The sequence below is a fragment of the Verrucomicrobiia bacterium genome (assembly GCA_035577545.1).
Lineage (GTDB): Bacteria > Verrucomicrobiota > Verrucomicrobiia > Palsa-1439 > Palsa-1439 > Palsa-1439.
In genome coordinates this window covers 160,770-184,089 of the sequence record DATLVI010000031.1, presented here as the reverse complement: position 1 = coordinate 184,089, position 23,320 = coordinate 160,770, and the positions used below count along the sequence as shown (strand labels likewise).

Sequence of the window (23,320 nt, the reverse complement as noted above, 5' to 3'; positions counted from 1 at the left end):
ATTACCGGCCCCATTTGGGCCTACAACGAGCAGCCACTTCACAGTGGACAGGTCCAACACGTCACATTCGTCGGCCCGTCGGCTATCGACTCAATTTGCCATAAACATGCGATCACCCGCAGCGCGATAGCGCCTTCGGACGCGAAAGTCGACGCGCAACCCCATCTTCTCATGACGACTCGGCCGAATAGCAGTGGTGAGCGCCGGATACTTGAGCCGTTGCGGGGGGCTAGGTATGTGAACAGGAGCTGGTGTCTGGTCGGGCATCCTGCTGTCCCCCTTGTAGTAACTTTCGCAGCAACTCGATAGGGAAAATCAGCAAAACGCAGGCAACATCAGCAATCCATCCATACGGATACAAGTTGCCGACCGAAAACGGAGTGGATTGCTAACGGAGTGGTTGCGATTATCATCTCGGTCGCCTTAGAAATCCGATGCTCTATCTCCGGGCACATCGCACCTCGACGCCCCTAAACATCTGAATGGCCCCTATCTTTGAGACGGGGCGTGGGTTAGCGGGATGGTCATACAGCAATTCATGGCGGGCGTAACTTCGCCGAATACGTCGCAGATCGCCTTGACCAATTCGTAGCCGGTACAGCCGCGCACTTCGCGCTCGGGCATTGGATAGTATAGTTGGAGGCCGGCCCACTCGCGCTTTGGGCATTTCTTCGCCGCGTCGCGAATTTGGCGGGCGGACTTGAAGTTCTTCGCATTGAAAACAGCGTTGGTTTCGAAGTTGCCGACTTCGACGACAAAGCCTTCACGCTTCAACAGCCGGCGCAGTTCGCTTTCAAGTTCAGTCCCGGCCGCGCACTGTTTGATGAGGCGATGCCAGTCCCAGTCGGGTTTCAATAGGCAACCGGGATACGGATCCGGGCCTTGCGCGTAGCCGCGCTCGATTTGCAGGCCGCTCTTGAAGATTTTCGTATCGGTGTCAGCCGAGATGAAGAGCTTGGCGCAACCGAAATTCACTTTATTTGAGACAGGCTTGGCCTCGCGATTGGCGCGCGGCAGCCAACAAATCCATTGCCAGTAGACGCCGCGTCCCCACCGATCCGTCACAAAGGATGTATGGTGCCGCTGCTCGAGATGAAACTTCAGGATCTGCGTAATACGCTCGTGCGGTTCGATGTTGCCGACACGAATCCCGCGTTGGAAATCGATCCACTCGCTGCGGAATGCTTCGCCTGTGGGCAACTCCGCTGCGCTTCCTGCGCTTTTCGCCAGCGGCAACCAATCCTCGGTGGAAGTCCGTCGCTTCATTTCCTTAGATGCGTGTCGAACCATTCCACGACGGCCTTCTGGATTTCAGCGCGCCTGGGTGAGATGGGCATTACCTGGTTGAGAAGAAAACCATGGACGCCGTTGGTAACGACAATGAACTTCACGTTCACACCGGCCTCTCGGAGCGCGTTCGCCATTCGTGTGGACTGCTCCAGCGGCACGACCGGATCCTGGTCCCCGTGCACGAGCAGCATGGGCGCGGACATCTTGTCGACGTGTGTCAAGGGACTCGCATCGCGATAAACATCGGGTTTGTCGGCCGGCAGGCCGCCGAGGAACTTGACCACTTCGTAATTTCCTCGCGAGCCGTCGGCATTTCGAAACTTACCGATCCCGGCAGTAAAATCGCTCGGCCCGAAGAAGCTCACCACCGCGCTGACCCGACTCGATGCATTTGTCCAGCCGCCAGTTCCTTCGTAGCGCGGGTCGTCAGTTGTCGTGCCGAGAAACTCCGCCAGATGGCCACCCGCGGATGCGCCCCACACGCCGATGCCGTCCGGGTCGACGTTGTATTTCGCGGCGTTGGAGCGCAGCCAGCGCACGGCGCATTTGCAGTCTTCGACCGCGGCCGGGAAGGGCGCTTCGCCACTGAGCCGGTAGTTGATGCTCGCCACGAAGTACCCGCGCTCGGCAAGAAAGCGAGTTGGTGCATGGTTCTTGTCGCCACCTCGCCACGCGCCTCCGTGGATGAAAATGACGGCGGGCGTGGCGTTGGTGGGCAGAGGATTTGGACGAACGATGTCCAACAGTAACGAATGACCGCCGCCTTTACCGTATTCGACGTTGCGAATCACTTCGAGACCCGCGTGTGCATTCGCAACGAGAACGAGCAGCGCGACAAGAGTGACAACGGCGTTACGCATGAACGGGCGTGCGCAGAATGCTTTCGAAAATCAGCCGTCCGTCTTCGCTGCCGAGGAGGAGTTCGCTGGCGCGTTCGGGGTGCGGCATGAGGCCGAAGACATTGCGGGCTTTGTTGCAGATACCGGCGATGTTGTCGAGCGAGCCGTTCGGGTTGGCGGCGGCGGTGATCGCGCCGTCTTTCGCGCAGTAGCGGAGGAGGATGCGGTCTTCGCGCTGGAGTTGCTCAATTACAGAGGGCTCGGCGAAATAGTTACCTTCTCCATGCGCGATTGGGATGCGCAAGACCTGACCCTTGCGGCCAGCGTTGGTGAAAGGCGAATTTGTCGTCTCGACCCGCACGTGGACGTGTTCGCAACGAAACTTGAGCCCGCGATTACGAATCAGCGCGCCGGGCAACAGATGCGCTTCGCAGAGTATCTGAAAACCGTTGCAGATGCCGATCACGAGGCCACCCGACTCCGCATGCGCGATCACCGCCTTCATCGCCGGCGAGAAACGCGCGATGGCGCCCGTGCGCAGGTAGTCACCGTAACTGAACCCACCGGGGACGACGACGCAGTCAACATCGCCCAACGTCGTATCCTTGTGCCAGATGTAACGGGTGGGTTGGCCAAGAATATCTGCCAAGGCGTGATAGGCGTCTTGATCGCAATTGCTGCCGGGGAATTGTATCACTCCGAACTTCATGACACGAACCCCACGAATGAGACACGAATTGCACGAAAACGACCAGAGATCGTGTATCGTCTAATAAACGATTCGCTTCGATTCAAGTTTCCCCTTCCCAAAATTAACGAGAATGCCCAACCGCAACTTGCTGACCTGCAAATACGAATGCAACTGACGTTCAAAAACCGACGGCATTTCAGAGACTGCTTTCAATTCGAGGATCACCTTGCCATCGACAACGAAGTCGGCGCGGAAATCGCCAACTGGTTTGTCGTCATACGTGACCCGAAATACCTTTTGGCGTTCATACGCGAGTTCCTTCTTTCGGAGCTCCAGTTCCAATGCCCGCTCATATACCGCTTCAGGAAATCCCGGGCCGAGAGCCTTGTGAACATCCAAGGCGCAACCGATGATCTTGAAAGACAATTCGCGATACAGAATCTTCCCGTCATCCATTCGTGTCCTTCGTGTCTACTTCGTGCTATTCGTGTACCTCGAATGTGTATTCTTCAATGACCGGATTACTCAGGAGTTTGTGGCAGGCTTCGTCGATTTTCTTTTGCAACTCGGCTTTGTTGCCACCCTCGAGTTCGATCTCCATGAATTTACCGACGCGCACGTCCTTGATGCCGCTGAAGTTCATCGATTCGAGCGCGTGCTTGACGGTCTTGCCTTGCGGATCGAGCACTGTCTTCTTCGGCATGACGATGATCTTCGCCTTCACTTAATCCCGACTTTCTTAAAGACGGCGTCGACCTGGTGTAAATGAATCTTCAGATCGAACGCGGCTTCGATTTCGCGCCGCGTCAGATGTTTCAATACTTCCGCGTCTTTGAGCAGGGAATCTTTGAATGTCCCGGGGCCGGCCCACGTCTTCATCGCGTTGCGTTGGACGAGGGCGTAGGCTTTCTCGCGGGTCAGTCCTTTTTTCGTGAGCGCCAGCAGGATGCCTTGCGAATAGATCAGGCCTTTGCTCAGGTCGAGATTCGACTTCATGCGCGCGGGATAGACCAACAGCTTGTCCACCACGTTCGTGAGCGTGACGAGCATGTAGTCGAGCAACGTGGTTGAGTCGGGCAGGATGATGCGTTCGACGCTGCTGTGGGAGATGTCGCGTTCGTGCCAGAGGGCGACGTTTTCCATGGCCGCGAGCGCGTTGCCGCGCAGGACGCGGGCGAGACCGCAGAGCCGTTCGCAGGTGATCGGGTTGCGTTTGTGCGGCATGGCGCTGCTGCCCTTCTGGCCTTCCGCGAAAAATTCCTCGGCTTCGAGCACCTCGGTGCGTTGCAGGTGGCGGAACTCCAACGCCCAGCGGTCGATGGAACACCCGACGAGCGCGATGGCGCTCATGAATTCGGCGTGGCGGTCGCGCTGGACGATCTGTGTGGAAATCGGGTCGGCCTCCAGACCGAGTTTCTTGCAGACGTAGGCCTCGACGCGCGGACTCAGGTGCGCGTAGGTACCGACCGCGCCGGAAAGTTTGCCGACGGCGACAATTTCGCGGGCCAACACGAGCCGTTCGAGGGCGCGCCCGAATTCCTCGTACATCAGCGCCATCTTCAACCCGAACGTGGTCGGTTCGGCGTGGACGCCGTGGGTGCGCCCGACCATGGGGACGAATTTGTATTTCTTCGCCTTCTTCGCGATGACCGTGCGCAGTTTGCGCACGTCGTCGATGAGAATGTCCGCCGACTGCGCCATTTGTACCGCCAGAGCGGTATCGACAACATCGGATGACGTGAGCCCTTCGTGGATATGACGCGAAGCCGGGCCGACGTGTTCGGCGACATTGGTGGTAAACGCGACGACATCGTGGTTGGTCGTGCGCTCGATCTCGGCGATGCGTTTGACGTCGAATTTCGCGCGGCGCTTGATAGTCGCAAGGTCTTTTGCGGGAATCTTGCGTGCCTCGCATGCGAGAATCTCGATCTGGAGCCAGATGGAGAACTTGCTCTCCTCCGTCCAAATCTCGCGCATCTCCTCGCGGCTGTACCGGCGAATCATAACGCAATGAGGCTAGCGGACGACCGGAGTGTTGTCAACGCGGGCGGGGTGAACTCCGTCGCCTCCGCACCGGGTTATTGACGCCCCCAACTCAGAAGCCTACGATGCCTGCATGAAGGCGTTGGAATGATTCCGGCAGGATATATGGCCAAAAAGGTTGCCGGCTGGAGTGAAGGGTTCCAGAAAGGAAGCTTCGAGGACATTCATTCAGTTAGTGGATGTATATCAGAGAACTTCACTGAGTATATTCCTTTCTGGAAGCACAATGGCTTCTGGCTCTTCAATTCTCCGGAAGTGATTCGGTCACTGGCAATCGAGCACTCAATCGACATCACGCCCTGTCGGTTCTTTTATTACGAAGTCTTTGAACAGGAGTTCGATCAGGAGAAAAAGCAATGGCAAACCTTCGAGCCTGAGAAGGATTTCGAGACGGCGGTTCAACTTCCCGACAAAAGGCAGCTTGAGGGATACGACGTTGTAACTTTCCTAGCTCACACAAGTCCGGAATGTTCGCCCCTTTCTTGCAACTATTTCGCAGGCACAATTCCTGTGAACCAGCATTGCCTACTAAGATCCTTTGAGGAAGCAAAACAGCATATCGAAACGGGTGCGTTTGATAATTCTGAACCGGGACCGGTTCGAATCTTCGCTGTTTATTCGGTCGCTATAGAATGAAGAGGCATAAGCGTGACCGGCGACCAGATTATTTGGCAAGCCATGAAGCCAGTTGGCGTTTGACTTCGTCGTGCGGAATACCCTGGCCCTGGTCGAGTTGATCCAACCCCTTCTGAACTGCTGCCAGGAACTCGACACGCTCGACGATGTCGCTTAGGGGCGCGTCATCGGGCAAGTCATTGATGGCATTCAGAACCAACTGCTTTTGCGTCATGTACCAATTATGCCCCCTGCTGAAAAGACGATGCAACGTCAATTTGACAAGCTACGGAGAAGCGAATTGGCATCGTACAACCCACACCTCTCAGAGAGAGGTGGCTACACCCGGAAAGGGATTCCGTCCAAATATCGTTAATTGATAATTTTGCTGGACACGATGCGGTGGCGTGCGTTAGGATTCATGTTGGTTTATGGACGGAAGTTTACCAGCGGTGAGCGGAACCGCGCTTAGCAAGCTCGGCTACAGCGGCGGCCGCGGGGGGATCGCTGCAAGTCGCTCCCACGAGGAATATAGGGGCGCATCAAACATGCCATTCTACCAAACGAACCCACCGATTTTTGGGAGATTTTTTGATGTACTGCCCACAGCACGAGGAAGTTATGGCGGAAATCTTGCCAAGAATTCGGTGGGTTCGTTCTGGAAAACGAACCCACCGGGAGGGGTATTTTGAGGGTTGGTGACGGCTTTCGGGCTTCGTTTAACAGGGAAATCAAGCCATCGGACGCTTCCGCCGTCGCTCTTCGAGCTATGGCGGACCAGGAGCAGAGTGACAGACCAAGGGAAAGAACGTGGATAAGCGGCCGTGTTTAAGTTGCTGCATCGCCAGCACCAAAGCTTACGCTTCGGCTACAGTCCGAAAATGCGATTGGAGAAGGACGCAGATGAGTCGCCCAACGCTATGAGCCCAATGCTTGCAATTTGCGGTCAGGCCGCTACTCTGGCGGCGGATTTTCATGCACCCGACGATTCGCCGCGTTTTCAATGCCCAGCAGTCTGGTTTGATATTGGTGATCCTGCTATTGGGAGCCGTGCTGACCGTTTTTGCCGGGTCGCACGTGGACCGCATGACGGGGCGGTCGGTCAACAATTTCCTCAATTTCTACACGCTCACGCAGACGGCGACGGACGCGAGTTTCTTCGCGATCATGGCGGTCGGGGCGACGATGGTGATCATCTCGGGCGGCATCGATCTGTCCGTAGGCTCCATTTATGCGCTGGCGGGGACAACGATGGCGCTGGCGTTGCGGTCGTGGCAATTCTCGAACCCGTTTGTGACCGTGGTGGCGGCATTGACGTTGTGCCTGGGGATCGGTCTGCTGTGCGGGCTGGCCAACGGCGCGATGGTGGTCGGGCTGCGGGTCCATCCGTTCATCATTACCCTTGGGATGATGTGGGTGCTTCGGGGCATTGCGTTCGTCACGAGCAAGGCGGAAAGCATCCTCGTGCCGGACGCGCTGACCAGCGTGGTCAAGACGACCTTTGGCTCGGACTCGGCCCTTTATCCCGTGCCGATGCTGGTGATGATCGCGGTCACGGCGCTCGGGGCGGTTTACCTGTCGCGAACGGTGATGGGCCGGCACATCTACGCGATTGGCGGCAATGCGGAGGCAAGCCGCTACTCAGGGCTGCGGTTGGGAAGAATTCTTATCGGCGTGTACGCGCTGTCGGGCCTGACGGCCGGCATCGCGGCATATGTGGGCATCAGTTATTATGGCTCGGCGACATGCGGGGATGCAACGGGGTACGAGTTGTATGTGATCGCTTCGGCGGTGGTCGGCGGCGCGAGCCTGAGCGGCGGCAAAGGCAGCGCGATCAACGCCATGCTGGGCGCGATCCTCATCGTGCTGATTCGGCAGGCGATCCGCCAATTGCATTTCGACCAGAATTACGAATGGATCATCATCGGCTGCGCGATTGTGGTTGCGGTGGTGCTCGATCAATTGAATACGCGACTAACGGCAAAACGTCTAATGAAAGTATAGGAACCGGAGGAAATCATGAACAGACTCGGTAAAGCATTCATCGTGGTGGGCTGCGTGGCGGCGCTGGCGGTTGCCAGCAGCTTCGCGCAGGCAAAGAAGACCATCAAGATCGCGCTCATCGCGAAGAGTTCCACCAACCCCGTGTTCCTCTCGGCACGCACCGGTGCGGAAGCGGCGGCGAAGGAACTGTCCGCCAAGTATAACATCGACATTGTGATCGATTGGCGCACGCCGCCCGCGGAGGACGGCCAGGTGCAGGCCCAGCGCATTGCTCAAGCGGTCAATGAAGGCGATGACGCGATCGTGATTTCCTGTTCCGACGCCGCGAAGCTCACTGGCGCAATCAACGACGCGGCGGCGCGCGGCGTGCCGGTGATGACATTCGATAGCGACGCGCCGCAATCCAAGCGGTTTGCATTTTATGGCGTAGACGACGTGGCGAGTGGCGAACAGGTAATGTCGGAATTGGCCAAGCAACTCGGGGGCAAGGGCAAGGTCGCCATTCTCGCGGGCAACCAGAATGCGCCGAACCTGCGCAAGCGCGCGGACGGTGTGAAGAAGGAAGCCGCGAAGTATCCCGGCATCCAGATCGTGGACACGTTTTACCATATCGAGACGCCACAGGACGCCGCGGCGGAAGTGTTACGGGTGATGAACGCCTACCCGGACATTACGGGTTGGGCGATGATCGGCGGCTGGCCGCTGTTCACGAAGACGCTGCTGACCGATCTCGATCCCGCCAAAGTGAAAGTGGTCGCGGTTGACTGCTTACCGGCTGAATTGCCCTACATTGAAAAGGGCATCGCACCTGTGTTGCTTGCGCAGCCGACGTATAAGTGGGGTCATGTGTCGGTAGAAAAAGTCATCGACAAGGTTTATCTCAAGAAGGATGTTCCCGCGGTCACCCGCATGGAACTTGTCCGCGTCTCGAAAGAAAACCTCGGGACCTGGGCGCGTCAACTCAAGGCCTGGGGCTTTACGGATGTGCCTGAGGAATACCTGAAACTGCCCTAGTGATTTGATGGCTGACAATCCGATCATTCAGTTTCGAGGGATCGGCAAACGCTTTCCCGGCGTGCAGGCATTGCGGAACGTGAGCTTCGACGTTGCGCAAGGCTCGTGTCACGCACTCTGCGGCGAGAATGGCGCCGGGAAGAGCACGCTCGGCAAAATTCTCGCGGGCATTTACGCGCCCGACGACGGCGAATTGATCGTCGACGGCAAGCCCGCGCGGTTTGGAAGCCCGAGTGATGCGATGGCCGCCGGCATCGGCATCGTGCACCAGGAACTCGCCTTCTGCGAAAACCTCACCGTCGCGGAGAACCTCTGTCTCGGCCAGCTTCCCGCGCGAGCGACCTTCGTTTCGCGCGGCGAAATGTTGCGGAGAGCAAGGGAATACCTGGGCGCCATCCAGGCGAAGATCGATCCGGAAAACCTCGTGGGCGCGTTGCCTGTCAGCCAACAGCAACTGGTCCAGATCGCCGCGGCAGTCTCGCACGGCGCGCGCATCCTGATTTTCGACGAGCCGACGAGCAGCCTGTCGCAGGTTGAGAGCGAGCATCTCTTCGAACTGATCAAGCGGCTACAGGCACAGGGCGTGACCGCGATCTACGTGTCGCATCGGCTGGAGGAGATTTACCAGCTCTGCGACACGATCACCGTCTTGCGCGATGGCCAGCACGTGGGGACGAAGCCTGCGACGGAACTCGACCGCAACGGCCTGGTGCAAATGATGATTGGACGCGCGCTGGAGGCGTACTTCCCCGGTCACCTGCGGGCCGAACCCGGCGAGGAGTTGTTGCGAGTTGAGAATCTCTCCAGTCCCGGCAAGTTCGAGAACATCTCGTTCCAATTGCGCGCTGGCGAGGTGCTTGGCTTCGCGGGCCTGGTGGGGGCCGGGCGCACGGAGATTGCCGAGGCGCTGTTCGGGCTTGACCGGTTGGCGACGGGTCGTGTTTACGTGAGCGGCAAACCGATGCCGTTACGCCATCCGTCGGTGGCCATGCGCCATCACGTCGGGATGGTCCCCGAAGACCGCAAGCGGCATGGTTTGGTGCTGATGATGAAAGCGCGGGAAAACACCTCCCTGCCCACTTTGGAGAGGTTTGCGACCCTCGGATGCGTGCACGCTGCGATGGAGCAGCGCGTTGCACAAAAGTACTTCGACCTTCTTCGCGTCAAGGCACCCAGCGTCGAGTCGGTGATTGCGGGATTGTCTGGCGGCAACCAGCAAAAAGTTGTCCTTGGGAAGTGGCTCGCGGCGGATTGCCGGGTATTGATTGTCGACGAGCCCACCCGCGGAGTTGATGTTGGCGCCAAGGCGGAAATCCACGGCCTCATCGACGAACTCGCGAACAAGGGGAACGCAGTTCTCCTGATCTCCAGCGAACTCCCGGAGGTCATCAATCTCTCTACTCGTATTCTCATTCTTCGCAACGGCCGGATTGTCGGCGAAGTTTCGCGCGCCCAGGCCACCCAGGAAACATTGATGCGCTTGATGGCTGGTCTGACTTCATGACTATTTTTGCGCTTTCGCATTTCAGGGTTGCATCGCGCAGCGAACTTTGTTACCCATTTGTCACAAGGAGGTGGGGGAACGCAGTTCTCTCATTGGAAATGATGGAATGGGGAGCCAGCCGTATCCTGGCTTTGCGCAAGCACGCCAGTATGACCCAGTCACAATTTGCCCAGTGGCTTGGCGTCTCGATCAAGCAGGTGAAATACCTGGAACACCAGCGTCGCAATCCCAGTGGACCGACCCGGAGGTTGCTCGGCATTCTGGCACATCAACTCAGCTTTGAGGGTGGCGTAGCGGTACAAGTCCTGGGCGCCAGCCCGTCTCAGCCGAAACTACCAGCCCGTCCCTCCAAACCAAAGAATCTGCCAGCGAAGAACGGTGGCACCGGTGGTTCGGTTGAATCGACAACTGCGGCGCCAGCGGAGGCCATCGTCCCTGATTCCAACGCCCCTGCGCGAACCGCCGATGATGAGGCTTTCGTTTGGCTCTAGTTGATGCTATAATTCGTTTGTGAGCGCTGACATCCGGCAACCTCGTTCGCGGGGGAAGTACTGGCGGCGCGTTTCACTTGTCGCATTGGCCCTCTCCGCATTGTTCTTTGCCTGGCGATTGATCCTCGACCGTCTTCTCGCTGCCGAAATGGCTGCTATCCACGAGAGAAATTATCCCGTCACACTGGCAGAGTTGGATCGATGGTATCCACGGGTTCCTGTGGAAGAAAACAGCGCCCTGGTGTTCCGCAAGGCGTTTGCGAGTCTGTCCGGCCAATTCAACCCGTCCTTCTTGCTCGACGATGAATCCATAGACCTTCCACCATCGGGTGAGTCACAAATTGACCCGGGCAAACAAACGGTGGCGGGTTACCTCAGTGGAAACGATGCGGCCCTGACCTTGTTGCACCAGGCTTCCAACATGCCTCGAAGCCGGTTCCCGATCAATTTGGGCAAACTCTCGATCATGCCCTACCCGCACCTGGCGAATGTCGTTCGTAGCGCGTACCTGTTGCAGACCGACGCGGCCAATCACGTTGAGGATACCAGCCCGGAGTTGGCGCTGCTCTCCGTTGAGTCATCGTTCGCCCTCTCGCGGTCGCTCGCGAAAGAACCGCTGGTTCGCTCCCACCTGGCGCGCATCGATAGCCAAAGAATTGCTGTCAGCAGTCTCCAGCATATGCTGAACAAAACCAGCTTAACGGACGAGCAGTTGAGCAGCCTTGCCGCCGCGCTGGAGAAAGCCGACGATCAGCGCGGACTCGCCCGTGCGTTCATTGGCCAACGGTGCATTGGTATCTACAGTTTCGATAGGATGCGGGATAAAACGGACCTGACCGCTCCCCCGGCTGGCCGGTCGCGCCCACTGAGTCAAAGACTTCTTATAAATGCAGCGGTTTTTCTCAGTTCACCCCAGTACTTGTACGACAGTTGCGGATTTCTCCAATGGGACGAGCTGCACTACCTGCAGTTGATGGATCGTTATATTCAGGCCGCCCAGATGGATTTTCCCGAGCGAATCGGCGCAGCACAGGCGATGCGCCGATCACTCGAACAACAGGATGGGTTACACGCGCTCTCCCGCGGGTGGTTGCGCGGCATGAACGGTTCCCGCGTCATTGTGAAGGACGCGGCCGTTACCGCCCGCCTCCGTTCCGCGCGAGTTGCCATCGCCATTGAGCGCTTCCGTGTTTCCCATGATCATCAACCGCCCCAGACCCTCGCGGAACTCACGCCGTTTGGCAGCAGCGGGGTGCCGGTCGATCCCTTCGACGGCCGGCCGTTACGCTACAAGAGGTTCACGACGGGGTACGTCGTATACAGCATCGGCGAGAAGGGTGACGGAGATGGAAACCCTCAAAACGATTTGGCATTTCTTGTGGAACGTTGAGCGCGGCGTTATGAGACGAACCCCGTTCCTTGGCGTCGCGTTCCTTTTTTGATGGAGAGAAGCTTGCGGATTAGAGCCCCGGCACGCCCGGTGCTGTCAATCCAGCAGCGATGTGAGACTACTGTAGCCATGGCAAGTCCAACGATCCTGCTTGTCGACGACGATGTCGCAGTTTTGGCGTTGCTGTCCAACATGTTAAACCGCTTCGGTTACGTGGTGGCCGGAGCTTCTAATTCCCAAGCGGCCATAGACTACGTGACTGGCACCCGAAACCGGTTTGATGCGATTGTCACAGACCTCGCCATGCCCGGCATCAACGGCATGGAATTCCTGGCATTGGCGAAGAAGACATTTCCCGATGTTCCCGTCATGATTATGACCGGCCACATGGAGCAGCGCACGATCGACGAGGCTTTACACCTGGGAGCTTTTGCCTACCTTACCAAGCCACTGGATTTCCAGGAATTTACCAGTACGATTGAGCGCGCCCTCCGTCCCACAGTGAAGACGAGCCGCTGACGTACCGTGGCTAATCACACGGGCTTCGCAACGCCACTTTTTTTCTTGTCGAGCGTCACAAACCGCCCTAGGACTCTCCCGGCATGAACTCGCTTTCATGGGGCATTCTGGGAACCGGCCGAATCGCCGGCATCTTCGCCAAGCAACTTTCCCAATCCAAAACCGGCAAACTCGTCGCCGTTGGCAGCCGCTCGCAGGCGAGCGCCGACAGGTTCGCCGCCGAGTACCACGTACCGCGCGGCTACAGTTCGTACGAAGCGTTGCTCGTTGATTCCCAGGTCCAAGCGGTCTACATCGCAACACCGCACTCCTTGCACGCCGAGTGGTGTCTCAAAGCCGCCGAAGACGGCAAGCACATCCTCTGCGAAAAGCCGCTGACGCTAAACCACATCGAAGCGCTGGCAGTCATTGAAGCGGCGCGAAAGCATGATGTCTTTCTCATGGAAGCGTTCATGTACCGCTGTCATCCGCAGACCGCGAAGCTCGTTGAACTCCTTCGGGAGAAAATCATCGGCGAGGTGCGGACTATTCATGCGTCATTTGGTTTCCAGAGGGACTTTAATCCCGAAGCTCGCCTCTTTAAGAACGCGCTCGGCGGCGGCGGTATCCTCGATGTCGGTTGTTACACTGTGTCGGCATCGCGTCTCGTGGCGGGCATTGCCACCGGCAGGCCGTTTGCCGAACCGCTCGAGGTGAAAGGCTGCGGGCATTTTGCGCCGAGCGGCGTCGATACCTGGGCCACCGCATCGCTAAAATTCCCCGGCGACATCCTCGCAGCCCTAACCACCAGCGTCGAAGTGCAACAGCACAACACGCTGCGCATCCAGGGATCGAACGGCAGCATTTTCGTGCCCGCACCGTGGGCGCAGATTCACGACGGCACTACGACCAAGGTGTTCGTCGAGCGTAAAGGTGTGCCGCAACAAGAGATCGTCGTGGAATTGACGCAGCCCGCCTACGCGATCGAGGCTGACCACGTCGCGGCGCACATCGAGCGGCGCCAGGCACCCGCGATGAGTTGGGATGATTCGCTCGGTAACATGCAAACGCTCGATCGCTGGCGCAAATCGATTGGGCTTATTTACGAGTCAGAGAAAGCAGCCGGAATAACTTTGTAAGGAGTGACCACCATGAATCGCTTTCAGATCCCTGTTCTCGCACTGACGGCCTGCTATTTCACGGCTACAGGGAGCGTTCCCGCCCAAAACCCTCCGCTGCCGGTGATTCCTACGAATGCGTTCCGGGTAACCGAATACGGGGCTGTCGGGGACGGCAAGGCGATGAATACCGTCGCCATTCAGAAGACGATTGATTCGGCTTCCAAAGCAGGAGGTGGAATCGTTCTGGTCCCGGAAGGCAGGTTTCTTACCGGCCCGCTCACGCTCGCCAGCCGCATCAATTTACATTTGGCCAATAATGCGGTGATTTTAATTAGCGACGATATGACAAACCATCCAATCGCCAACGAGAGATACCAGGATTGCATTTCCGTTGCCGACGCGCAGGACATCGAGATCAGCGGGGAAGGAGCCATCGACGGCCAGGGCAAAGCCTGGTGGGCGGCTTTTGAGGCGAACCACGCCATGACACACCGGCCTTATATGATCAAACTGTCCAACTGCAAACGCGTGCGCATCCAGGGAGTCACCCTGAGCAATTCGCCAATGTTTCACCTGGTGCCGCAGAATTGCGCAGACGTGACGATCCAGGGAATTACCATCAAATCGCCGAGCAATGCCCACAACACGGATGGGATTGATCCTTCAGGGTGGAATTATCTCATCACGGACTGCACCATTGATACAGGGGACGACAACATTGCGGTGAAGCCCGGCAGCGGTCGGACTCCGGGCAATAAGAATTACACGATCACAAATTGCCGGTTTTTGCATGGTCATGGAATGTCGATCGGTTCGGGAACTTCTGGCGGAATCGAGGACCTCCGGGTCAGTAATTGCATTTTTGACGGGACCGATGCCGGCATTCGCATCAAAACGTTACGCGGTCGCGGTGGTCTGCTGCAGAATTTAATGTACGAGAATCTTACGATGACAGCGGTAAAGAACCCGATCTACATAATCGACTGGTACCCGGAGCGGGACGCACCCAAAGATCCCGCAACTGAGAAACCCGAGCCCACCACAGACCGCACACCCATCAACAAGAATATCGTCATTCGCAATGTGACCGCGACCAACTGCCCAACTGCCGGAACGATCCGTGGCCTGCCCGAGGCGCCGATTACCAACGTGACACTATCGAATGTGGTGATCTCGGCAAAGACCGGCTTAAAAATCTACCACGCCCACGGAATTCGATTCTCGGACTCGAAGATTGAGGTGGAGAGCGGAAAACGGCTAACGCTCTTTGATGCGGAAGTTACAGGTCTTGAATGATCCCAGTGGAATATACCGGTTGAAGCGCATCAAGCAGTGCGACTCAGCCAGCCGGGTTCGCGTACGTGCTCTTCTTCATGGCGGCGCGTGCGCGCAGCCATCACTTCGGCACGACCGAGGTAACCTACCAACGCGTGCGGCGTCTCGCGACTGACAACGGGCAGGCGGCCTACGCCGTTGGTCAGCAGTTTTACCAGAGCGTCATGCACAGATTCATCAGGATACGCGACAACCAGGGTCGCGGTGCAAACTTCTCCAACCGTGGCGTCGTCGGGATGTAGCTGCAACAAACGCAGAACGTCCCCACGGGTAATGATCCCCACCAGCCGGCCCGCAGTGTCGAGAACGAGCGCGGCCTGACGCTGATGACTCTGGGATTCATTACGCACGATACGATCCGCCAGTTCCGTTAACTTCATTGCCGCGGAAATGGTGGGTGGTTTTTTGCTCATCACCTCTTGCACTGTCACCTGCTGAAACACATCGGCCTCATAATCTTGATGGACATGCAGCCCACGTCGTGCCAGCTTTTCCGTCATGATCGAGTGTTTCATGAATCGGCGCGCGATGCCGCTGGCGATGACGCTAACCAGCATGAGTGGCAAGACCGAGTTGTAATCGCGGGTAATTTCAAAGGCGAAGATGATGAAGGCGAATGTCGCGTTGGCCGCCGCCCCGAACACCGCCCCCATGGCCACGAGGGCAAATGCACTGGGCGCCAAATGTGCGCCGGGGATGAATCGATTCAGTCCCATGGCAAACGCGGCACCCATCGCCGCGCTGGTCATAAACATCGGTGCCAACAGTCCACCGGAGGTTCCGGACCCCAGCGAGACGAGCAAGGCCAGTGCTTTGAAGACCATAATTCCCAGCAACAAATCCAGCGTGAACTTGTCATTCAAAATATCCGAGATCGTGTCGTATCCGACTCCGAGCACACGCGGCATGAAGAAACCAATCGTACCCAGCGCGAGACCACCGATAGCAGGCCACCAGAATTCAGAGACGGGCAAATGCTCGAATTGATCCTCGACCCAATACAACGCCCGGCTGAATCCCACCGCCGCAAAGCCGCAAATCACTCCGAGCAAAAGGTAGTAGAACAAATTGGCAGGGATGCCAAAATCCACGTTGCCAATCTCGAACATCGCGCTCCGCCCCATCACGACAAATCGTGTCGCGGTCGCCAGCGTGCTCGCAACCACCAACGGGATGAAGGAGCGCGACCGAAATTCGAACAGCAGCAGTTCAATCGCCAGGATCACCCCGGCGATCGGCGTGTTGAATGTCGCCGACATCCCGGCCCCGGCGCCACAGGCCAGCAAGACCTTGCGTTCGGATGCAGTCATATGGAACAGTTGCCCTACCAACGACCCGACTGCGCCCCCGGTTTGAATGATCGGGCCTTCCGCTCCAAAAGGCCCACCAGTACCGATGGCCACGGCCACCGAGAGCGGCTTGAGAATGGCGACCTTCGGATGGATCCGGCTCCGGCTCGTCAGCACGGCCTCCATCGCCTCAGGAATGCCGTGGCCTTTGATTTTGGATGTTCCATACTTGGCCATGAATCCAATTACAATCCCGCCAGCTGCCGGCAACAGGATCACCAACGCTCCGAGATGGTGTGTCATTGGACTGGTGAACTCCGCTGAAAGCCGGTGAAAAAAGAATAGATTGGTAAACAAACCGATCAGTTTGAGCAACAAATAGGCGATCAATCCCGCAGCGACACCGATGCCACTCGCCAGCAGAGAAATCCATCCCAACCGAAAATTGACCGCGTGGCTGGCCGGTAGCTGGACGTGTCGATTCAATTCAGAAGCTGTTTCCATAACGAATTATTCCCGCAATCATTAGCCCGCTGGAAGGAAAATCGGGGCCGTCCTTCCGCGTTACATGGGCGTATCAGTCAAGATTGGATCGTTCGAGATCGCGCCCCCGTAGCGCAAACCAAATGGTGCCGAGTACACCAAAAGCAAACGCGGCGAGCAGATTCACACGCGGGTTGACCTGCCAGAGAAACGCCCCGCCGAATGCGGCGATGGACACGATCACATCGCGAACCAGATAGTAGAGCCCGAATACACCCGCCTTTCGGTCCTCGGGTGCGAGGTCCATGATCAACGCCTTGCGTGTCGGCTCACCGAATTCCTTCAGCCCGCGCAACACAAACGCCACGACCAGCATCTCGAAAGACCGGGAGTACAGTAGCATCAGGGGAAACAGCGTGAAAAACACGAAGGTCATCACCACAAATGGTTTCTTGTGACTTCGGTCGGCAAAGTAAGCAACGGGTAAATAGATGGCCACTGCCGTCGCCATCTCGATCGCGCGGAGCATGCCGAATTGCAGCGCGCTGACGGGGCCGGGGGTCTTCGCAGTGCCGACGGCCCACACGACAACAAAGGCATAGGGGATTTGCTCGCAAAACCGCACGAGGATGTCGGCGACCAGTAATTGCTTCAGCTCGCCGCTCATGTAACGCCACATGCGTACCGGATTGTGCTCGGCCTCTTTCCTACCAACCGGCAAATCGTCTTCGATCAACACTTGTTGCAGCACCACCGCGACCGCCGCCATTGCCAACGCCCCGATGAATGCCAACCGCACTCCTCGTTCAACTCCCCAGGCGTTGATAAATGCGCCGCCGATAATCGGTCCGATCGCCATCGGGAACCGCCTCACGAGCGAGTGCAACGAAACACCCATCGTCCGCTTGTTCTTCGGCAACACCCGGGCCACGAGACTCATCGTCGCCGGCAGGGAGATCGCGGTCCACGATAGAAACAGCGCCGCGGCGCCCAGCACCGCCGGCCACGTGGGAACCAGGATCACAATGATGAAGCCGATCATGGACGCGATGTTGAATACCAACAACGCGCGCTTTGTGCCGAGCCGGTCGGAGAGATAGCCGCCCGGAAACGAGTACAGCGCGCCCAGCAGGTTGTCCATGCCGTTGAGGAATCCCACCGAAATAAATCCGCCGCCAAGCGTAAGCAAATAGAGGGGCAAAAATTGCTCGGCCATGTGCTCTCCCATTCCCACGAGCACCACCATGCTCAGCAGTCCCACCAGGCTGCGCCGCAAACCAAGAAACTCAACCAGTCGCGCGCCTCGCGACGTCGTTGACTGTTGGATTGACGTCATATAGTCGGTCGGTATCTATCACCAAGCCGTCCATGCAGCAAGGATTGGCAAGTGGCTGAAATTCGGGTATGCAACTGGAACAAGACCTTGCGCCCCTCCACAACAGACGAAACCAAAAGCATGACTCGCGCTCGATGGAGCGGGGTGGGCGTCCTGCTGCTCCTGATCCTCTGCATGTTTGGCGACGTATTATTCACAAGCCGGCCCCTTATGCTCTCGGACGCGGGGACGGATATCGCCAACATCTATAGCTACTGGCGCCCCTTTGCCGCGGAACAACTCCGCCACGGTCATGTGCCCTTGTGGAACCCGTATGTGTTTTGTGGACAACCATTCCTGGGTTGGGGCGTAGGCGGTGTATTGTATCCGCCGAACTGGCTGGATCTCACGCTGTCGTTGCCGCGCTCGATTAACCTCGGCATTGTCCTTCACGTTTTCCTTGCGAGCGTGTTCACGTACGTCTGGGCGCTGCGTCGTGGAATGCATCCCCTGGCGGGAACTATTTCCGCCGCGTTGTTCATGTTCTCGGGCACCTACTTTTTTCATGTGTATGCCGGCCATCTGATGTTGCTCTATGGACTCGCCTGGATGCCACTGGTGCTCGCATCCCTTGACGAGTGGATTCGCACGCGAAAGCCCGGCTGGATTCTCCTGGGAATGGTCGCCGTCGCCCTGCAGCTATTCGTCGGGGATTTGCAAGGGTGGTTTTATACCGCCGTTGTTGCGGGGCTTTTGACCGCACTCCAGTTACTGAATACCCGATGCCGCTCAAGGATCCTCTTGGGTTTGCTCGCCATGTATGCCGGGGCAACGGCACTCGGAGCCATTCAATTGTTGACGAGTCTGCAAGCCGGCTCCGAAAGCGTCCGTGGCGGCGGTGTCAGCTATGAATTCGCCTCGATGGTTTCCTTCGCCCCGGAGAATCTGCTCACGCTTCTGTCGCCAGGGTTTTTCGGAAACATGACCACCCTGCCCTACTGGGGACGTTGGTATCTTTGGGAGATGTGCCTGTTCATCGGCATCAGTGGCCTGTCTCTGGCAATCTATGGTGCCGTGCGCGGCCAGCGGGAACTTCGCCGCACACTGCTCCCACTCACGATCATTCTCCTGGTCCTCGCCCTCGGTTCGAATACTCCCCTGTTCCGCGTACTGTATCGGTGGGTGCCAGGCTTCGACCATTTGCGAGGGAACGCCAAATTCATCATCCACGCCTCCTTGCTCATGGCGATGCTCGCGGGAACCGGCCTCGACCAACTCCTGAAAAGTCCGCGCGGTAATAAATGGTGGGCACTCGGTCTCTTGATCACCGGTATCATTGTCGGAAGCGCGGCGCTGGAAATCCGGTCGGCAGCACATTCTTCTGACCCCACCACCTGGTGGACGCGTGCGATGCAGTCGATTTACGCCACGCAAGAAACTTATCCACCAGCCACGACCTACACGGATGCCGCGTCTGTCAAGAATGCCGGGATCTTCGCCTCGCGGTGCCTGTTCGTGGCCGCCACCGAATTCCTTGTCGTGAGCGGCTTGCTCTTTCTGGCCGGGACGTCTCGCAAGGCGGTTTACGCCCTCGCCTTTATGGCGGTCGCGGAGATCTTTGCTTTTGCCCGGACAACGCGCACAACTTTCAACTTCTCCGACACCCAATCGCCCAATCTCCACGCCTTCGTCGACAAACACCCCGGCGATTATCGAATCTTCTACCAGCGCACCCCGAATATGGCGATGTGGTTGGGCAAGGAAGATGTCTGGGGTTACTCGCCCTCCACGCTCAAGCGCTATGCCGAGTTCATGGCCTTCACTCAGGGGCAATCTCCCGACGGCGTCACGCTCTACGTCGATATGTCGCAGTTCCATCCGCTGCATGCCATGTTGCGCTGGCGCTATGCCTTTCTTGCAACGAAAGATGGCGACCGCATCCTCACGGCAAAGTCGTTCATGTCTCATCTCCAGTTGATTCAGGATTACCGCATCATCCCCGGGCGCGATGCGATCTTTCAGGCGATGACCTCCCCGACCTTCGATCCACAACAGCAAGTCATTCTCGAAACCGAACCCGATCCCGCGCCAACATTCTTCGCCGAGAGAGGAACCGCCAGCGTTGTGGATTCTTCCCCCGGTCAATTGACCGTGGAAGCCGATCTTCCCCATCCAGCCATCCTCTTGATCACGGATGCGTACAGCAACGGCTGGCGCGCCCGACCGCTCGAAGGCAGCGTCCAAACCACATATCGAGTCCTGCCCGCAGATTACATCTTGCAAGCCGTCCCACTCTCTGCGGGTCATCACCACATTCAACTTGAATACTTGCCGGCTGCTTATCAAAAAGGAAAGTGGATCTCCTTCATATCTATCGTCGGTTTCTTGCTCGGAACCGGCTACTACGCGCGAAAGAGCTATCATCTTCCCTGAGATCAAACCGCATATCCGCTTGTCGTCAATGCGAGACGGGATACAATGACGGTCACATCCCATGAGAAATCCCAGATGAAAAGGCTCGGCATCGGCATCGTCGGCGCGCGCTACGGGGCGCGGATGCACCTCGCCAATTACGCCAAACTGCCCCGCGACCTCGTGGAGATTCGTGGAGTCTGTTCCCGCACCAAGGAAAGCGCCGCCGCATTCGCCAAAGAAGCGCAAGTCGCCTTCGTCACCAACGACTACGACGCGCTGCTCGCCAGGAAAGACATCGACGTAATAGACATCTGCACGCCACCAGCCTTGCATCATGAGTTTGCCACCCGTGCCGCCAATGCCGGCAAGCACATCATCATGGAGAAACCACTCACCGGCTATTTCGGTGTCGCCGGCGACACCGAACCCATCGGCAAACACGTCCCGCGCGCCCGGATGCGTGACGGTGCGCGTAGCAATGCTACCGCGGTCCGCGAAGCGGTGCGCCGCAATGGCGTAAAATTCTGCTACGCGGAAAACTGGATCTATGCACCGCCTATTGAAAAGATGCGCCGTCTGATCGCCGCGTCCAAGGGCGCGATCCTCGAACTGCGCGCTGAAGAAAACCACTCGGGCTCCAACTCGGTCTTCTCGCGGGATTGGAAGTCGACCGGCGGCGGCGCGTTGCTGCGCATGGGCGTACATTCCGTCGGCGCCTGTCTGCATCTGAAGCAATGGGAAGGTCAGTTGCGGCTCAAGAAAGGCATTCGCCCCATCTCCGTCGTCGCCGATGTGGCCGACCTGATTCATAGTCCGGCGTCGACTCACGCCCGCGACGCCGGTGCAAACCAATGGATCAGCGCCAACCCCGTCGACGTGGAAAACTGGGCCAATATTTCCATCGCCTTCGATGACGGATCGCGCGCGACGGTCATCGTCAGCGACGTCGGCCTCGGCGGTCTGAACACCCGCGTGACCGCCTTCATGACCGATGGCGTGATCAAGGCCAATATGACCTCCAATGACGCCATCGAAACCTACGCGCCCGATCCCTCCGTCTTTCAGAGCGAGTACTTCACCGAAAAACTCGAAACCAAGTCCGGGTGGAATCGACCGAGCTGCGACGAAGATTGGTTCCGTGGATTCTCCCAGGAGATCGCCGATTTCGTCAGCGCCATTCGCGAGGATCGTGAACCCCGCTCCGGCATCGACCTCGCTGTCGAATGCGTCAATGTGATTTACGCGGCCTATCTCTCTGCGGAAACCGGCGCTCGCGTCCAAATCGACTAGGCTTGTCTTATGACGAAACATGCCATCCTTTTCCTGCTGGCAACTTCTCTCCTCGCGAGTTGCGCCACTGAAAAAAGTTCGCGCGCCGTGTTCGACATAACCGCGTACGGCGCGGTCGACAATCCGCAAGTCTCCAGCGCCGACGCCTTCCGTCAGGCCATCGCCGCTTGCCGCGCAGCCGGTGGCGGCACGGTCCGCGTTCCCGCGGGTAAATTCCTCACCGGCCCGATCGAAATGGTCGACAACATGACTCTTCAGGTCGACAGCAACGCTGTCGTCCTCTTCGAGACCGACCGCACGAAATATCCCGACATCACCTCGCGCTGGGAAGGCCTCACCGAAAACGGTCCGCATCCCCTCATCTTCGCCAACGGCCTTCATCACATCGCCATCACCGGCCCCGGCACCTTCGACGGCCAGGGCGCGACCTGGTGGGCCAACATGGACATGGCCGAACACGGTAACGCCCGTCCCGACCGCCCGATCCGCCGCCGCCCCATGCTTCTGCAAATCAAAGACTGCACCGACGTCCGTATCGATGGCCCCAGTTTCATCAACTCGCCCTTCTGGGCCGTTCACCTCCTCTACAGCGAGCGCATCGACGTCGGCCACTGCCGCATCATCAATCCGCCCACTTCTCCAAATACCGACGCCCTCAACACCGACTCCTGCCGCCACGTCGTCGTCCACGACTGCTACGCTGACGTCGGCGATGACGCATTCGGCATCAAATCCGGCCGCGACGAAGAAGGCCGCAAAATGAATCGCCCCACCGAGTATGTCACCTACCTCCGCTGCCACGTCGCCCACGCCCACAGCGTCTGCGCCATCGGTAGTGAAGAATCCGGCAGCGTCCGCCATGTCCGGTTCCTTGACTGCGACGGCGATGGCACCGACAACGGCATCCGCATCAAAAGCACCCGCGGCCGCGGCGGTATCGTCGAGGACATCGTCGCTTCTCACTTCCGTCTCCATAATGTTCGCAACGCCATCATCTTCTCCCTGCGCTACACCAAAACTCCCGCGGAGCCTCTCTCCGAACGCACCCCCCTCTTCCGCGACATCCACGTCGACCACGTCACCGCCCGCGATTCCCGCAACTGCGTCGTCATCGAAGGCCTCGAGGAATGCCCCATCCAAAATGTCACCCTCACCGACCTCGACCTCTCCGGCACCAACGGCGTCACCTGCACCTACGCCAAAAACATCACCTTCAAAAACGTCAAGCTCGCTGCCCAAACCAACCTCTTCGTAGTAGACCACTCCGAAAACATCCATCGCCTAAACTACAAAGAGCTTTCTCCGTAACTGCCGTTGTAGGCCACGTGCCCTCACGCGGCGGTCGTTCTTGACGAAACTGGGAAAAACGAACCCATTTGTAATAATTCACTTTTCAACCACAACCCACTGCTGCCCTGACACATCCACCAGAAATCTGGTGTAAAAAATTTGGGTTCGTTTCGCAGAAACACATGTTTTTCGAGGACTCACCTCCCCCGTCAAACAACACCCCTTCCTCTTGTCAAAGAACCAAGAGAATTATATCCATCTCTGGACAGCACGTCCAGTAAAATTATCAATTTACGATACATTAGCCGGGCTGCATCCCCAATTTACCCCCTGCCTAAAATTCGGTTGCAACTCTCCCTCCAAGCATTAGAATCTCCCTCCCCGCCCACACGGTCGGGTTTTT

Annotated in this window: 21 protein-coding genes; 12 read left to right on the top strand and 9 right to left on the bottom strand. The window is 57.8% G+C overall.

Annotated features, from left to right (window positions below; genetic code table 11):
- Positions 1 to 489 precede the first annotated feature (489 nt).
- From VNL17_11265 to purB, 6 genes are read right to left on the bottom strand one after another with little or no spacing between them, the layout of a single operon-like run.
- Positions 490 to 1,266 (bottom strand): hypothetical protein, encoded by a 777-nt coding sequence (locus VNL17_11265; GenBank protein HXI84653.1) that lies wholly within the window; start codon positions 1,264 to 1,266, stop codon positions 490 to 492.
- Positions 1,263 to 2,150 (bottom strand): alpha/beta hydrolase, encoded by an 888-nt coding sequence (locus VNL17_11260; protein ID HXI84652.1) that lies wholly within the window; start codon positions 2,148 to 2,150, stop codon positions 1,263 to 1,265. Before VNL17_11260 ends, VNL17_11265 begins: the two co-directional genes overlap by 4 nt.
- Positions 2,143 to 2,838, bottom strand: coding sequence for a phosphoribosylformylglycinamidine synthase subunit PurQ (purQ, locus tag VNL17_11255; protein ID HXI84651.1), 696 nt, complete (start codon positions 2,836 to 2,838; stop codon positions 2,143 to 2,145). Before purQ ends, VNL17_11260 begins: the two co-directional genes overlap by 8 nt.
- 60 nt (positions 2,839 to 2,898) lie before the next feature.
- On the bottom strand, positions 2,899 to 3,276 hold the full coding sequence (locus VNL17_11250) for a GxxExxY protein (protein HXI84650.1): 378 nt from the start codon (positions 3,274 to 3,276) through the stop codon (positions 2,899 to 2,901).
- A 25-nt stretch (positions 3,277 to 3,301) separates the two neighbouring features.
- A complete protein-coding gene (gene purS / locus VNL17_11245; protein ID HXI84649.1) occupies positions 3,302 to 3,544 on the bottom strand; it encodes a phosphoribosylformylglycinamidine synthase subunit PurS in 243 nt (80 codons plus the stop codon).
- Positions 3,541 to 4,824 carry an adenylosuccinate lyase gene (purB, locus tag VNL17_11240; protein ID HXI84648.1) on the bottom strand — a complete coding sequence of 428 codons (1,284 nt, stop codon included), beginning with the start codon at positions 4,822 to 4,824 and terminating at the stop codon, positions 3,541 to 3,543. The genes purS and purB overlap by 4 nt, the downstream gene beginning before the upstream one ends.
- A gap of 126 nt (positions 4,825 to 4,950) precedes the next feature.
- On the opposite strand from purB, the gene VNL17_11235 reads away from it, so the two are divergent.
- A complete protein-coding gene (locus tag VNL17_11235) occupies positions 4,951 to 5,499 on the top strand; it encodes a hypothetical protein (protein ID HXI84647.1) in 549 nt (182 codons plus the stop codon).
- Between the two features lie 28 nt (positions 5,500 to 5,527).
- On the opposite strand, the gene VNL17_11230 is transcribed toward VNL17_11235, so the two are convergent.
- Positions 5,528 to 5,713, bottom strand: coding sequence for a hypothetical protein (locus tag VNL17_11230; protein HXI84646.1), 186 nt, complete (start codon positions 5,711 to 5,713; stop codon positions 5,528 to 5,530).
- A gap of 740 nt (positions 5,714 to 6,453) precedes the next feature.
- Between VNL17_11230 and VNL17_11225 the strand changes: the two genes are divergently transcribed.
- The 8 genes from VNL17_11225 (at position 6,454) to VNL17_11190 (ending at position 14,796) form a co-directional block, all read left to right on the top strand.
- Positions 6,454 to 7,482, top strand: a complete 1,029-nt coding sequence (locus tag VNL17_11225) for an ABC transporter permease (GenBank protein HXI84645.1) — start codon at positions 6,454 to 6,456, stop codon at positions 7,480 to 7,482.
- A 15-nt stretch (positions 7,483 to 7,497) separates the two neighbouring features.
- Entirely contained in the window at positions 7,498 to 8,496 is a 999-nt protein-coding gene (locus VNL17_11220) for a substrate-binding domain-containing protein (protein HXI84644.1), read from the top strand.
- Positions 8,497 to 8,503: 7 nt separating this feature from the next.
- Complete coding sequence (locus VNL17_11215) at positions 8,504 to 10,000, top strand: sugar ABC transporter ATP-binding protein (protein HXI84643.1); 1,497 nt, start codon at positions 8,504 to 8,506, stop codon at positions 9,998 to 10,000.
- Positions 10,001 to 10,098: 98 nt separating this feature from the next.
- Positions 10,099 to 10,491, top strand: a complete 393-nt coding sequence (locus tag VNL17_11210; protein HXI84642.1) for a hypothetical protein — start codon at positions 10,099 to 10,101, stop codon at positions 10,489 to 10,491.
- A 19-nt stretch (positions 10,492 to 10,510) separates the two neighbouring features.
- The gene (locus VNL17_11205) at positions 10,511 to 11,881 is read left to right on the top strand and encodes a hypothetical protein (GenBank protein ID HXI84641.1); all 1,371 of its coding nucleotides are present in this window, start codon (positions 10,511 to 10,513) and stop codon (positions 11,879 to 11,881) included.
- A 129-nt stretch (positions 11,882 to 12,010) separates the two neighbouring features.
- Positions 12,011 to 12,400, top strand: coding sequence for a response regulator (locus VNL17_11200; GenBank protein ID HXI84640.1), 390 nt, complete (start codon positions 12,011 to 12,013; stop codon positions 12,398 to 12,400).
- Positions 12,401 to 12,483: 83 nt separating this feature from the next.
- On the top strand, positions 12,484 to 13,518 hold the full coding sequence (locus VNL17_11195; GenBank protein ID HXI84639.1) for a Gfo/Idh/MocA family oxidoreductase: 1,035 nt from the start codon (positions 12,484 to 12,486) through the stop codon (positions 13,516 to 13,518).
- A gap of 12 nt (positions 13,519 to 13,530) precedes the next feature.
- Entirely contained in the window at positions 13,531 to 14,796 is a 1,266-nt protein-coding gene (locus VNL17_11190) for a glycoside hydrolase family 28 protein (GenBank protein ID HXI84638.1), read from the top strand.
- A gap of 29 nt (positions 14,797 to 14,825) precedes the next feature.
- On the opposite strand, the gene VNL17_11185 is transcribed toward VNL17_11190, so the two are convergent.
- Both VNL17_11185 and VNL17_11180 read right to left on the bottom strand, forming a co-directional pair.
- The gene (locus VNL17_11185; protein HXI84637.1) at positions 14,826 to 16,628 is read right to left on the bottom strand and encodes a chloride channel protein; all 1,803 of its coding nucleotides are present in this window, start codon (positions 16,626 to 16,628) and stop codon (positions 14,826 to 14,828) included.
- 73 nt (positions 16,629 to 16,701) lie between these two features.
- A complete protein-coding gene (locus VNL17_11180; GenBank protein ID HXI84636.1) occupies positions 16,702 to 17,943 on the bottom strand; it encodes an MFS transporter in 1,242 nt (413 codons plus the stop codon).
- A gap of 120 nt (positions 17,944 to 18,063) precedes the next feature.
- Here VNL17_11180 and VNL17_11175 point away from each other — a divergent pair, with 120 nt between their 5' ends.
- The 3 genes from VNL17_11175 to VNL17_11165 are packed head-to-tail and all read left to right on the top strand — an operon-like array spanning position 18,064 to position 22,935.
- The gene (locus VNL17_11175; protein ID HXI84635.1) at positions 18,064 to 20,355 is read left to right on the top strand and encodes a hypothetical protein; all 2,292 of its coding nucleotides are present in this window, start codon (positions 18,064 to 18,066) and stop codon (positions 20,353 to 20,355) included.
- Positions 20,356 to 20,400: 45 nt separating this feature from the next.
- Positions 20,401 to 21,627, top strand: coding sequence for a Gfo/Idh/MocA family oxidoreductase (locus tag VNL17_11170; GenBank protein HXI84634.1), 1,227 nt, complete (start codon positions 20,401 to 20,403; stop codon positions 21,625 to 21,627).
- 9 nt (positions 21,628 to 21,636) lie between these two features.
- Entirely contained in the window at positions 21,637 to 22,935 is a 1,299-nt protein-coding gene (locus VNL17_11165) for a glycosyl hydrolase family 28 protein (GenBank protein ID HXI84633.1), read from the top strand.
- Positions 22,936 to 23,320 lie beyond the last annotated feature (385 nt).

Excerpts from the sequence above, each read along its gene's own strand:
- VNL17_11265 (HXI84653.1), bottom strand. The coding sequence starts at position 1,266 with ATGAAGCGACGGACTTCCACCGAGGATTGGTTGCCGCTGGCGAAAAGC.
- VNL17_11260 (HXI84652.1), bottom strand. The coding sequence starts at position 2,150 with ATGCGTAACGCCGTTGTCACTCTTGTCGCGCTGCTCGTTCTCGTTGCG.
- purQ (HXI84651.1), bottom strand. The coding sequence starts at position 2,838 with ATGAAGTTCGGAGTGATACAATTCCCCGGCAGCAATTGCGATCAAGAC.
- VNL17_11250 (HXI84650.1), bottom strand. The coding sequence starts at position 3,276 with ATGGATGACGGGAAGATTCTGTATCGCGAATTGTCTTTCAAGATCATC.
- purB (HXI84648.1), bottom strand. The coding sequence starts at position 4,824 with ATGATTCGCCGGTACAGCCGCGAGGAGATGCGCGAGATTTGGACGGAG.
- VNL17_11235 (HXI84647.1), top strand. The coding sequence starts at position 4,951 with ATGATTCCGGCAGGATATATGGCCAAAAAGGTTGCCGGCTGGAGTGAA.
- VNL17_11230 (HXI84646.1), bottom strand. The coding sequence starts at position 5,713 with ATGACGCAAAAGCAGTTGGTTCTGAATGCCATCAATGACTTGCCCGAT.
- VNL17_11225 (HXI84645.1), top strand. The coding sequence starts at position 6,454 with ATGCACCCGACGATTCGCCGCGTTTTCAATGCCCAGCAGTCTGGTTTG.
- VNL17_11220 (HXI84644.1), top strand. The coding sequence starts at position 7,498 with ATGAACAGACTCGGTAAAGCATTCATCGTGGTGGGCTGCGTGGCGGCG.
- VNL17_11215 (HXI84643.1), top strand. The coding sequence starts at position 8,504 with ATGGCTGACAATCCGATCATTCAGTTTCGAGGGATCGGCAAACGCTTT.
- VNL17_11210 (HXI84642.1), top strand. The coding sequence starts at position 10,099 with ATGATGGAATGGGGAGCCAGCCGTATCCTGGCTTTGCGCAAGCACGCC.
- VNL17_11200 (HXI84640.1), top strand. The coding sequence starts at position 12,011 with ATGGCAAGTCCAACGATCCTGCTTGTCGACGACGATGTCGCAGTTTTG.
- VNL17_11195 (HXI84639.1), top strand. The coding sequence starts at position 12,484 with ATGAACTCGCTTTCATGGGGCATTCTGGGAACCGGCCGAATCGCCGGC.
- VNL17_11190 (HXI84638.1), top strand. The coding sequence starts at position 13,531 with ATGAATCGCTTTCAGATCCCTGTTCTCGCACTGACGGCCTGCTATTTC.
- VNL17_11185 (HXI84637.1), bottom strand. The coding sequence starts at position 16,628 with ATGGAAACAGCTTCTGAATTGAATCGACACGTCCAGCTACCGGCCAGC.
- VNL17_11180 (HXI84636.1), bottom strand. The coding sequence starts at position 17,943 with ATGACGTCAATCCAACAGTCAACGACGTCGCGAGGCGCGCGACTGGTT.
- VNL17_11175 (HXI84635.1), top strand. The coding sequence starts at position 18,064 with ATGACTCGCGCTCGATGGAGCGGGGTGGGCGTCCTGCTGCTCCTGATC.
- VNL17_11170 (HXI84634.1), top strand. The coding sequence starts at position 20,401 with ATGACGGTCACATCCCATGAGAAATCCCAGATGAAAAGGCTCGGCATC.
- VNL17_11165 (HXI84633.1), top strand. The coding sequence starts at position 21,637 with ATGACGAAACATGCCATCCTTTTCCTGCTGGCAACTTCTCTCCTCGCG.